This is a genomic window from Nostoc sp. ChiSLP03a, assembly GCF_034531215.2.
GTDB lineage: Bacteria > Cyanobacteriota > Cyanobacteriia > Cyanobacteriales > Nostocaceae > Nostoc.
Genome location: NZ_JAVRBQ020000189.1, coordinates 1 through 11,479, shown reverse-complemented (window position 1 = coordinate 11,479; position 11,479 = coordinate 1). Strand labels below are relative to the sequence as shown.

At 41.1% G+C, this 11,479-nt stretch carries 11 protein-coding genes; 4 read left to right on the top strand and 7 right to left on the bottom strand.

Annotation, left to right across the window (positions count from 1 at the left end):
• Nucleotides 1–135 precede the first annotated feature (135 nt).
• From RMY32_RS31655 to RMY32_RS31645, 3 genes are all read right to left on the bottom strand, one after another.
• The gene (locus RMY32_RS31655; protein ID WP_322712830.1) at nt 136–651 is read right to left on the bottom strand and encodes an acyltransferase; all 516 of its coding nucleotides are present in this window, start codon (nt 649–651) and stop codon (nt 136–138) included.
• Entirely contained in the window at nt 639–1,994 is a 1,356-nt protein-coding gene (locus RMY32_RS31650) for an ABC transporter ATP-binding protein (protein WP_322712828.1), read from the bottom strand. The genes RMY32_RS31655 and RMY32_RS31650 overlap by 13 nt, the downstream gene beginning before the upstream one ends.
• Nucleotides 1,995–2,173: 179 nt before the next feature.
• Nucleotides 2,174–3,022: an ABC transporter permease gene (locus RMY32_RS31645; protein WP_322712827.1), complete on the bottom strand. Its 849-nt coding sequence runs from the start codon at nt 3,020–3,022 to the stop codon at nt 2,174–2,176.
• 910 nt (nt 3,023–3,932) lie between these two features.
• Here RMY32_RS31645 and RMY32_RS31640 point away from each other — a divergent pair.
• The 4 genes from RMY32_RS31640 (at nt 3,933) to RMY32_RS31625 (ending at nt 6,891) form a co-directional block, all read left to right on the top strand.
• Nucleotides 3,933–4,124, top strand: a complete 192-nt coding sequence (locus RMY32_RS31640) for a DUF2862 domain-containing protein (RefSeq protein ID WP_322712826.1) — start codon at nt 3,933–3,935, stop codon at nt 4,122–4,124.
• Between the two features lie 120 nt (nt 4,125–4,244).
• A complete protein-coding gene (locus tag RMY32_RS31635; protein ID WP_322712825.1) occupies nt 4,245–5,345 on the top strand; it encodes an ArsA family ATPase in 1,101 nt (366 codons plus the stop codon).
• A gap of 133 nt (nt 5,346–5,478) precedes the next feature.
• The gene (gene chlG, locus RMY32_RS31630) at nt 5,479–6,525 is read left to right on the top strand and encodes a chlorophyll synthase ChlG (RefSeq protein ID WP_322712823.1); all 1,047 of its coding nucleotides are present in this window, start codon (nt 5,479–5,481) and stop codon (nt 6,523–6,525) included.
• A 78-nt stretch (nt 6,526–6,603) separates the two neighbouring features.
• Entirely contained in the window at nt 6,604–6,891 is a 288-nt protein-coding gene (locus tag RMY32_RS31625; RefSeq protein WP_322712821.1) for a hypothetical protein, read from the top strand.
• Nucleotides 6,892–7,020: 129 nt separating this feature from the next.
• Here the strand turns inward: RMY32_RS31625 and RMY32_RS31620 are convergent, their stop codons facing one another.
• The 4 genes from RMY32_RS31620 to RMY32_RS31605 all read right to left on the bottom strand — a co-directional run bounded on the left by RMY32_RS31620 (nt 7,021) and on the right by RMY32_RS31605 (nt 11,168).
• Nucleotides 7,021–7,974, bottom strand: coding sequence for an MDR/zinc-dependent alcohol dehydrogenase-like family protein (locus RMY32_RS31620; RefSeq protein ID WP_322712820.1), 954 nt, complete (start codon nt 7,972–7,974; stop codon nt 7,021–7,023).
• A 99-nt stretch (nt 7,975–8,073) separates the two neighbouring features.
• Entirely contained in the window at nt 8,074–8,646 is a 573-nt protein-coding gene (locus RMY32_RS31615) for a hypothetical protein (RefSeq protein WP_322694475.1), read from the bottom strand.
• A gap of 226 nt (nt 8,647–8,872) precedes the next feature.
• Nucleotides 8,873–9,679, bottom strand: coding sequence for an inositol monophosphatase family protein (locus RMY32_RS31610; RefSeq protein ID WP_322712819.1), 807 nt, complete (start codon nt 9,677–9,679; stop codon nt 8,873–8,875).
• 55 nt (nt 9,680–9,734) lie between these two features.
• On the bottom strand, nt 9,735–11,168 hold the full coding sequence (locus tag RMY32_RS31605) for a BCD family MFS transporter (RefSeq protein ID WP_322712818.1): 1,434 nt from the start codon (nt 11,166–11,168) through the stop codon (nt 9,735–9,737).
• Nucleotides 11,169–11,479 lie beyond the last annotated feature (311 nt).

Genomic DNA, 11,479 nt, shown 5'->3' with positions numbered 1-11,479 from the left:
CTCAAACAAATAGGTTTTATATATATTATTTTTTTTAGAAATTGAGCAAGTATGTTTTTTAATTCTGTTTCTTAATCTATTATTTCCTCAGCAAATTAAATTCTGTATCATAGACTTAATTAATTTTCCTTATTATTAAAGAGGATATTTTATTTGTTTTATAGTTTTAGCAGGAATACCTGCAACAACATGATAGCTAGGGATATTTCCTTTAACAACTGAACCTACTGCTATTACAGAATGTTTCCCAATGTTACAAGGCCCAATAACTGTTACATTACTAGCAATCCATACACCTTCCTCAACAATAATATCGTTTCCCTCCTTTGGAAAGTCTTCCATTCTTTCTAATCCGAATTTAGTATAGTTGTGAGTCCCGGTTATCAAACTAACATTATGACCAAAAAAAACATGATCGCTTACTGAAATGCTTCCTGATGATACATTAAATAGTGCATTATTAACAATACATGTAGGTGATAATTTTAGTCTTTGAGAATCCCCAAAAACTACATATTGGGTTAAATTTACTTGCTTGATACGCTCATCAAAATAACCTTGGGATATAAGTTTATCAAGATGATTTTCAATGCGAGATTTCATCCATATTTCTATTTTAGACTTAATAAATTTTTCAATTAGCTTGTACATAGTAATTCTTCACATAGCCTTACCTTGGTACTGGATAATTGGATTAATCCATGTACAATTTCGTTTGTAGCTGATTGGATAACAGTTGCGTTTTGAATCCAATCTAACATTTCATTACTATCGTTTGAACCATCAGCAAATGCAATATCTATAGCATAAGTATCACCAGTCAAGTGAGGCCAAACTATTTCAAATTCAATAATTGTTGTTCCCTTTTGCGACTTGGATAACCAGTCATTACCAAAATTTAGGTCTATTAGTTCAGTACTCCACCCTGAGAGGACAGTACGTAATCTATCAACTAAAGCTATGCCGACATTTGGCTTTCTAACATTATCATGGATAAAAGTGCTAACTCTGATTTTAATTACATCTCCTGGATACGCTAATTTCAGAGGTTTATTGTCTGCACAAAGTACTGATATACCATTAATTTCCGCTCTCCCTGTCCCAAATCTTTCAAAACCGGAAAAAGCTATATATGGCTTATTCGTATAAGTATTTAATTGCTTGTTAGTAATTTGACAAACATCTATTTCTACCGATTCAGGAATTTCCGCTGTATCCTGCTGTAATACTGCATTATTTACTTTATGTCTCTTATTCACTTCTTCATGCACCCATGCTTGATAGTGTTTGCATACTTCAGGTGGTTTTCCAGAATCTACTATTAAACCCTTATTAATCCAGAGAGCTTTTGAACACAGGCGTGAAATAGATCCTATGTCATGAGATACAAATAATATTGTCCCACTGGTATCTTGAAAATCTCTAATTTTGGCCATACAACGATGGACAAAGATACCATCGCCTACTGCTAAAGATTCATCTACTATTAAAACTTCTGGGTTAACGTTAATTGCTACTGAAAATGCTAAACGAACAAACATACCGCTAGAGTATGTTTTTACTGGCTCTTCCATGAAATCGCCAATTTCAGCAAAAGAAGCAATTTTGTCAAACTTTGCTTCTATTTCTGCTCGACTTAATCCTAAAATTTGCCCATTAAAAAATACATTTTGTCTGCCAGTAAATTCAGGATTAAACCCACTACCTAGCTCGAGCAAAGCAGAAACCCGCCCCTTGACTTCAATTTCACCTGTCGTTGGTGTTAACGTGCCTGCAATAATTTGCAGTAGAGTACTTTTGCCAGATCCGTTTTGGCCAATAATTCCTAAAGTCTCGCCTTTAGCAACATCTAAATTAATATCCTGTAATGCCCAAAATTCTTGTGAATGGCTTTTGCCAGGTAGTAAAATTTCTTTAAGTCTATCTCCCGGACTAGCATACCGCTTGTAACATTTCGAGATATTCTTCAGCGAAATTGCAATTTTCTCACCCATATCACTACATATTTACTACTAGAACATTCAACACTGCACAACTCGATCGCAAATAAATGATCGATTTAAGCTATCAAGTATTCCATTCTTTGTTGGAGGATACATAATTTATATTTCAAACCGCATCTTTCACATTACTATTAAGCTGATTGATGGAGTTATTTACGAGTAGAACTCTGCTACAACACATCAGCAAATGCCGGACGCAAATGCTTATATACTAAGAAACCAAAACAAAATATAATAGCGGCCATCGCAGAAGCAACTCCCCATTCACCCCAATGCTTCACCTCCCCAACTAACACTAGGTCGCGATAAACTTCAGCGATCGCTGCCATTGGATTTAACCAGAATACCAAACTCCGCCATTGCTCTGGAATTGTTGATGCTGGATAGACAAGTGGTGTAGCATAAAACCAAATATTTAAAATCACTCCTAAACTCTGCGGGATATCTCGCAAAAACACCGTTAGTCCGGCTGCTAAATAGCCCAACCCTGCTGTTAGCAATAATTGCGTTAGCCAGATCAAGGGTAATAGCGCCAAGGTAGTATGTAAAGTATGAGCATTGACCGCCACGAAAAAAATCAATGCCATTAAACCAAAAGAACTCTCAATGAATGTTGATAAAACTGGCACTAAAGGTAATAAAGCTAGAGGAAACACCACCTTCTTGACTAAATTTGGTTGTCCTAATACCGAATTAGCGGACTGCATTAAACCACCACTAAAAGCAATCCAAGGGAGTAACCCTGCAAATAGCCACAAACCAAAGGTGAAATCGTTTGCTGGTAAACCCTTGAAAGTAGTAAGTTTCACCTTCAGCACAGTGGAAAATACATAAGTATAAATCAGTAACTGTGATAGCTGATTTAGCAAAGGCCACAAGTTACCCAAAACAGAACCCTTGTAACGTGCCTCTAAATCTCGGCGTACTAAAGTTCTCAGTAAGTCGAACTTCACCCACAACTGTTCTTCTATGGGAAAGATACGCCTCAATCCTCCTACCCTACGTACAAATCCTCGCATTGCCGGCAACAATTTTTGCTCCTTCTCTCACTACTACTCACTTACCAAACTGCTCTTACTGAAGCCTATTATATTTATGAAAGTTCCTTGTTTAGCGACTTTCAAATAAAAAACATCCAACAACTTCTTGTGAGGTGGGCGTCTCATCCGCCTTTGGCTTTAAGCGGGTATCCTGCCCCTCCACAAGTAGTAGTAATTTATTTGTTGTCAATCCTTTTAGTACTTTTAAAATCTATCATCCCTAGAAAATTGTATCCAAATTATCTTCGTAATCATACTATGAATCGGTTATTGTCAAGTGTGTTTTTACTACAAATATAACTTCTGTTTGCAAGGCTGCTTTCCTTGTTAAGGATGCGAGTTTTTGCTTAACTCAAGTTATCTGGATCGATTCCTTGCGCTCGTACTCTGCTAATTTATCAGCCCGTTGACGTTATTCAATAATCAAATCTAGATAACGATCGGGTTCTTCTAACACTACCCAGCAATTGCGCCCTCGCTTTTCTGTGTCTTTAACCAAAAAAAGTCTAGGGCTCGAAAATCTCGACTTCGCAACTACTGACGGCTAAAATAAATTGTTAAATTCGCACCGATAAAGAAATCATAAAAGTCACGCCACAGCTACTCAAGAGAAGTTACTAGCAGTAGTCGTTGTATATAGTACAACGAAGTTTCCATCTTCAGCTCATCACTTAACAACCGAGTTGCATCGGGTATCTGTTATTCTAGCTGTTGCGTTGTGACAAACATTGGGTATGTACCTGTTTGGTTGCCGATTTAATTTTAAGCTGTTAAGTCAGGAGTTAGGAGTTATTCTTTCTCATCTCTTCCCCATCTCCCCTGAATTTATGAGAGCAGAGTCACGGATTCCGCTACACTGAGACTTGGTTTATCTGAATTGTAATCAGGCATGGAAATCGGACAAAAGGTTAAAGTCTATCGTTTGCGCGATCGCGTTTCTCCCCCAGTTGTAAAAAAACTCGGACAAGTGGGTATTATCCAAGGCTACAAAGTCACTGATGGTGGTGGAATCGGTGTAGTGGTGATGTTTGAAGACAATTATTCTACTTGGTTTTTTGAAGATGAAATCAAACCTGTGTAGTAGTAAAAAACTCAGATCCGGATTTTTCTTTGGCTCTGAAGTTGAAAGCACAGGTTGAGAGTCTATATTGAGTGCTAAGTTGGAGTTGAAAAGATCGGCGGTGAAAATAGGAATCAACTAATGGCTCTAATATTGACATTTTTGGGCAAAGGCGGCACCGCTCGTACCAAAATTGCGATCGCCGCCGCCAAATTATTGGCAAGTCAAGGCAAGCGCGTACTTCTAGCAGGACAAGCAGAACCAACATTGTCAATTTTGTTGGGGACTCCCATTGCTGCCGATCCTCAAGAAATCTCTCCCAAGTTACAGGCGGTACAGTTTCAAGCATCTGTACTGCTTGAGCGCAACTGGGACGAAGTGAAAAAACTTGAGGCGCAATATCTCCGCACGCCCATCTTCAAAGACGTTTTTGGTCAAGAACTGGTAGTCTTGCCGGGGATGGACAACGCCCTAGCGCTGAACGCTATTCGCGAATATGATGCCAGTGGTAAATATGATGCGATCGTCTACGATGGCACGGGCGACTCTTTAACCTTGCGAACGTTGGGTTTACCAGAATCTTTGAGTTGGTATGTCCGGCGATTTCGGCAATTGTTTGTCAACTCCGACTTGGGGAAGACAATTACTGAATCGCCCTTGATTCAACCGCTGATTAGCAGTTTTTTCAATATCAACTGGACAGCGGATAACTTTGCAGGGCCCACTAACCAAGTCAATAATTTCTTAGAAAAGGGGAGAGCCGCTCTGGCCGATCCCAAGCGTCTCGCTGCTTTCTTAGTCACCACAGGAGATCCGATTGACGTAGCAAATGCTCGTTATTTATGGGGTAGCGCTCAACAAATCGGTTTAACTGTCGGTGGTGTTTTGCTTGTGTCTATTGAGACAAATATCAATCTGTCAGAGGAATTTATACCCTTACCTGTAAGCGTCGTTCCCGACTCGCCCACGGGTGATTGGCAACCACTGATAGACGCTCTACCCAACTTTGAAGCACAAGCTTTACAGGCTCCCAAACCTATTGAAATAGACATCCACAATCGTCAAGTACGCTTATTCTTACCAGGATTTGACAAAAAGCAAGTCAAGCTCACCCAATATGGGCCAGAAGTCACGGTAGAAGCAGGAGATCAGCGACGCAATATTCCCTTACCCCCGGCTCTGAGTGGCAGACCCGTTGCTGGAGCAAAGTTTCAGAATAATTATTTGATAATTTCGTTTTAAGTTATGGGAATGGGGCATGGGGAATGGGGCATGGGGAATAGGGAATAGGGAATAGGGAATGAAACTTAATCCTAATGCCCAATGCCCAATTTCCAATGCCCAATTTCCAATGCCCAATTAATCAGTAAAAATTATGTCAGAATCAACTCCCATTCCCCCAGACCCTAACCCATCTGAAGCAATAGACTTGGTTGCAAATAATCCCAACGAACAAGTAATAGCAACTAGCGATCGCAGTGCGAAAACTAGGCAGATGTTGGGGATGAAAGGTGCTGCTGCTGGGGAAACTTCGATTTGGAAAATTCGTTTACAGCTCATGAAGCCCATCACCTGGATTCCCCTAATTTGGGGTGTAGTCTGTGGTGCGGCTTCTTCTGGTAACTATACTTGGACGCTGGAAAATGTGTTGAAGGTAGCAGCTTGTATGTTATTGGCTGGGCCATTGATGACAGGTTATACCCAAATTCTCAATGATTACTACGATCGCGAAATCGATGCCATCAATGAACCTTATCGCCCGATTCCCTCTGGGGCAATTCCCTTACCCCAGGTAATTATTCAGATTTGGGTATTACTGATTGCTGGCTATGGTTTGGCATTTGTGCTCGATGTGTGGTCTGGTCATGAATTCCCGACAATTACAGCGATCGCGATTATCGGTTCTTTCATCGCTTATATTTATTCTGCGCCTCCCCTGAAACTCAAGCAAAACGGCTGGCTAGGTAGCTACGCCTTGGGTGCAAGCTACATTACTTTACCTTGGTCTACAGGACACGCTTTATTTGGAGAACTGAATTCCACAATTGTGATTTTGACAATGTTCTACAGCTTGGCTGGATTGGGTATTGCCATTGTCAATGACTTCAAGAGTGTAGAAGGCGATCGCCAGCTAGGATTAAATTCACTACCCGTTATGTTTGGTATCACCACTGCGGCATGGATTTGTGTCGCGACAATTGATATATTTCAAGGATTGATTGCAGCTTATCTCGTCAGCATCCACGAAAATTTGTATGCAACAATACTAATACTCTTAATCATTCCGCAAATCACCTTGCAGGATATGTATTTTCTACGCGACCCCGTGAAGAACGATGTTAAGTACCAAGCCAGCGCCCAACCGTTTCTTGTTTTGGGAATGCTGGTAACAGGTTTAGCACTGGGTCATGCTGGTGTTTAATATACTTCTCAGTAGAGTTATGAATTAGGAGTTAGGAGTTAATATACTTTTAACTCCTAATTTGTATCAGAAAATGCCGTGTTAGAACTTATATCTTTCCTGATTCACGCGATTCAACCTTTGCTAATCCCAATATGCTTTATCACTGCTTGGACTGTAACTATTCTCGTGATGTTGAGTCTTTGGACGGCGGCGCGAGATAGCGTGGCTACAGCTAAGCAAATGCATCAAATCCCCTGCACTGGTTGCCAATTTTTTACCGACAATTACCGTCTTAAATGTACTGTACGCCCATATATTGCCAATACAGAAGAAGCAATCGATTGTTCTGACTATCAACCGAAGACAAATCCTTATCTGTATTAGTTAGCAGGTAGGTATTAGGAACCAGGGAGTGGCGAGAGACTGGTTAGAAAATAAGGCAGACAAGAGAGCAGGTGGCACAGAGGCAGAGGGAAAATAATTAATGCACAAATGACAAATGACAAATGACTATTAACTAATCTCTAACAATATCTTTAAAACACCCCGACTCTGGGCGTGTTCAAAAGCTGCAAGCCCTTCAATGAGGGGATAGGTGGCATGAATCAGGGGTTGCACATTAACTTGTCCTGTGGCTAGTAGCTGGAGGGCTGGGGTAAAGGGGCCACAACGGGAGCCGATGAGGGTAATTTCATCTACTACTAAGGAAGAAGCATCTAGGCTGAGGTTGCCAGCATAAGTACTTTTCAGTACAAGAGTACCACGGGGACGTAAGGCACGGCGGGCGATCGCAAATCCTTCTGGATTGCCAGTGCATTCTACTGAGATATCGAAATATCCATCTGTAATATCATCAGCTAGACTCGTTTTTATTCCCCGTGCTTCTAAGTTAGCCAGTTTTTCTCGATGACGCCCCACAGCTACGAGTTCACAGCCAGTTAGAGCTAGTGTCTGAGCTACTAATTGCCCTAGTTTGCCATCTCCAACTACTAGCACCCGATGGTTTGGATGCAATGGCACTTGCTGCTGAATTTCCAAAGCTGCTGCTACAGGTTCAGTAAATGTTGCTACTTCTGTCGGCACATTATCCGGTACTAAATGCAGGTTCTCTACCGGCAAACAAAGATATTCACTAAAGGCACCGTTGCGATTGACAATACCCAAAACTGTACGATTTTCGCAATGAGTTGGTTGTCCGCTACGACAAAACCGACAATGCCCACATACAGCATTGATTTCTCCAACTACGCGTTGGTTAACTAAGTGTTCTGGCCCTTGTTCGACAATGCCGACAAATTCATGCCCTAAAATACCAGTGTAGGGATAGTAGCCTCTAAGTAGTTCCAGATCGGTATTACAGATACCTGCACGCAAGACGCGTACTAAGGCTTCTCCCTGTGGCGGCTCAGGAACCGGAATATCTGTGCGTAATTGCAACTGCTTATTTTCGAGCCAAAGTCCTTTCATTTCTCTTCACGTCCTTTGCCTAATTATGTTGTCAATATCACTTTGAAAAATGTTTGCAAATAAATATAGGGGCATACATCCGTAACCGCATACCCACACCTATGTCTCTGTAGAAGGTATTTCTTTAATTTTGGTTACATCAACTTTGCTTAACCAAGTAACTAAATCGTCTGAGCCAAGTGCAATCTCACTTCCCAAGGTTTTGATATAGAGAAGCCCGTCACTGATAATTAAATCTCTAATTGGGTACCATGAATCTCGTGTTCTAATCAGAAGTTCTAACGGAATCCCTAGTCTTGAACTATGCTTGCAATATTTCCACCAGGCTCGCCATAGGATTACACATTTAGTACAATTCATTTGATAGCCTTTGGGAACTTCGCAGTATTGATACTGATAGAAACCCCGACTATCTACTTCTCCTTTCAGGATATAACTATATTCTGCTAATGCCTGATTTATCAATTCCCACTGGGTTGATTTTGGAGAAATCGAGAATTCAGATCGGGTGTTAGATAGTTGAGCAGTGGCAATTACGCCTTCAGATTTTGCTGTCAGTTGGTTGATTTTATACACTGTTTGCGCTGTCAAAACAGGATTTGACAACAAAACGTCTTTTTTCTGAATAGAGTTTTGTACAAACTCTCGAATTAAATCTAGATTAGACAACATAAAATTTTTTATACTAAATTAACCAGTGTGATGAAAGCCACAATACTACTTAAATTAATAACTACACTGGTCTGGCGCTGAAATCGGGATTATTACCAGCTTTATTTATACTCAATTCTTTGTTTAACTAGAGTTTTGTTAAGTTTAATATCGGTTATGCTATTTTCCACTAAGCTGATTAACAAGATCGCTGTTTCCAGTTTAACGAGTTGCAAATTAATGCAAATTAAATTTTTACACCTTCGAGAAAAGGTTGAAATACCGGAATTAATTCGGGACGACTAACCACAAGGGTGGGAAAAGAGCGATCGCTATAATCTTCTCCCGGTGACAATGGAAACGGCTCTGACTTCAGCGAAGCCCAGACTCCACCAGCGGCTTGGACAATTACCCAAGCCCCCGCTAAGTCCCAAACTTTTGGTGTCGCCTCAATTCCACCGAGAGTAGCCCCAGTAGCAACTGTCAAAAAGTTATAGCTAGCTACACCCAACATCCGAATTTTGCAGGGAAAGCCGTTGCGGATAACTGCGGTGCTGCGGGAACAAAGGTTAAAAAAGTGATTGTTGCTAGGACTATCTATACTAGTGTGGATAGGGTGGTGGTTGAGAAATGCTCCTGTTGGTGTTGCTAAACCAGATGAACCTGCCCAGAAACCATGAAAAGCTTGATTCAAGGTTGGTGTGTAAACATACCCAAAAATGGGTGTACCTCGATACAGTAAACCCAAAGATATTGTCCAGATGGGAATGCCGCGTGTGAAGTTGGTTGTACCATCTAGAGGGTCAATTACCCAGCACCACTCCGTACCGGGAAATGACTTATCGCTCTCTTCGCTCAAAATGCCGTAGCCAAGGAAACTAGAAGCGATCGCATCCCGAATTTCCCGATCTGCCCATTTATCTGCTTGCGTCACCAAACTACCATCAGCTTTTTGGTCAGCCTGTACTTTCCCAAAATCTTGCATTAGCTGTTTGCCCACTCTGGTAGTGGTGGTTTGGGCAAAATCAAGAATTGTTGTCCAAAAATCATTCATTGGTTATTAGTCATTAGTCATTTGTCATTCGTCCCATGCCCATGCCCTATACAGTTTAATCTAAATCACTTTCTAAAACAGATGCGATCGCTTGCTTTGTACTTGTTTGAAATTCTGTAATGTTCACCCGATTCAGAAACCAAATCGATAGCACCATTCCCACGGCTTCTAGAACGAATACTAGTCCATAAGCTAGTTCCTGGCTTGGTAAAAAGTTGCGTCCAATATCCAAAACTGTACCTCCGATTACCACCGCAATTCCTCTAGAGATGGACTGCGCTAATCCCCAGGCCCCAATAAACGTACCTGCGGCTTCTGCTGCGGTCAGATCCAACATCAAGCTAATTGCTCCCGTTGTTAGGAAACCTGTAGCTAAACCGAATAAGACTAAACTTAGTTTGAGAACTGCTGCATTAGCTGTAAATCCTGATATAGCTAGCAAGATTGCACATAACGCTACCAACATACAGCCAAAACGTGCAGTTCTGCGCTTACCCAAACGCGGGACAATATAAAAGCCCGTAACACCGTAGGCAATCAGTAGACCCGTTCCATAAAAAACATTTAATTTGGTACTTTCCGCTAAGGGCATTTTAAAAACTTGACCCGCATAAGGTTCTAAAATCGGGTCTTGCATAAATAAACTGATGGTCATCACCAATAAAAAGGTGAAAAATATTCCTGTTTGTGGGCTAGCTGTCAATATTTTCCAAGCATTGTTTAGAGTGATGCTATCTTCGCGGTTCACCAATGTGGAACGGGTTAAGTATTGGGAGTATTTTTTTTCTACGCCAAATGTCGCTACAATCGCTAAACCAAATACAATTGCTGGGACGATAAAAAATAACCTGTTGACCGATCCTTGCAAAGTTTCTACGGTTGCTTCTGGCGTTAACTGTTTTAGCAAGCTGCCACTGATAATCGCCCCAACAATAATCCCTACCATTAGCATCGACCAAACCACACCGACTACTTTAGAACGGTTATCTTCTTCAGATATATCGACTAACAAAGCAGCAAAGGCAGTACTGCTAGCACAAATTCCTAGACCGTATACAGCGAAAACTAAAGCCAAAAGTGCTGTCCAGCCGATTGTTTGGGTTGTCCATGCCCAACCACCTGCATTAGTAGCGGCAAGATTCATCTGCCACATTACTTGTACAGCTAAAAATGCTGCGATCGCAAATATTGCCGCGCCTACCCAAACATAAGCTGTGCGGTGGTTTCCCCATAACGGCTTGGCATCGGAAATCTGGCCGAACCAGACACGGGAAGGAGCAACAAATAAAGGCAGTGCTAGAACTACTGATACTAGCGTCGCTGGAATTGCTATTTCTTGAATCATGACTCTGTTGAGTACTCCCAGAGTCAAAATGGACATCATACTCAACCCCATTTGAAATAAACCCAGCCGAAACATGGTCAGCAGGTTTACTCTTGGCACAGATAGGGATTTTGTTTTGGTATCAAATACTTCACCACTTGCCATAGCTACTTTTTCGTATGGTTTATATAAGATTTAATCTCTCTCTTTAAATAAAGATAAACCCTACCCGCTCGAAATCAGCGAATGAAAAGTGAAAGTTGCGATCGCGTAGCTCACCGTTCGCGTAGCATCTCGTAGAGAAGGTATCGTAGTTATTTAGTAAATAGTTATACATCTTATACCAATTAAAAATGAATCTGCATATAATGGGGAGAAGCAAACTAGGTAAGTTAACAGAACCATGAGCCGCCCATTTAAAATTGCGATCGCCGAGAGCGAAGAGGAACTGAAAAAACGCCTACAAACAGTGTCTT

Coding starts and splice junctions, on each gene's coding strand:
- RMY32_RS31640 (WP_322712826.1), top strand. CDS start 3,933: ATGGAAATCGGACAAAAGGTTAAAGTCTATCGTTTGCGCGATCGCGTT.
- RMY32_RS31635 (WP_322712825.1), top strand. CDS start 4,245: ATGGCTCTAATATTGACATTTTTGGGCAAAGGCGGCACCGCTCGTACC.
- RMY32_RS31645 (WP_322712827.1), bottom strand. CDS start 3,022: ATGCGAGGATTTGTACGTAGGGTAGGAGGATTGAGGCGTATCTTTCCC.
- RMY32_RS31655 (WP_322712830.1), bottom strand. CDS start 651: ATGTACAAGCTAATTGAAAAATTTATTAAGTCTAAAATAGAAATATGG.
- RMY32_RS31610 (WP_322712819.1), bottom strand. CDS start 9,679: ATGAATGATTTTTGGACAACAATTCTTGATTTTGCCCAAACCACCACT.
- RMY32_RS31620 (WP_322712820.1), bottom strand. CDS start 7,974: ATGAAAGGACTTTGGCTCGAAAATAAGCAGTTGCAATTACGCACAGAT.
- RMY32_RS31615 (WP_322694475.1), bottom strand. CDS start 8,646: ATGTTGTCTAATCTAGATTTAATTCGAGAGTTTGTACAAAACTCTATT.
- RMY32_RS31605 (WP_322712818.1), bottom strand. CDS start 11,168: ATGGCAAGTGGTGAAGTATTTGATACCAAAACAAAATCCCTATCTGTG.
- RMY32_RS31650 (WP_322712828.1), bottom strand. CDS start 1,994: ATGGGTGAGAAAATTGCAATTTCGCTGAAGAATATCTCGAAATGTTAC.
- chlG (WP_322712823.1), top strand. CDS start 5,479: ATGTCAGAATCAACTCCCATTCCCCCAGACCCTAACCCATCTGAAGCA.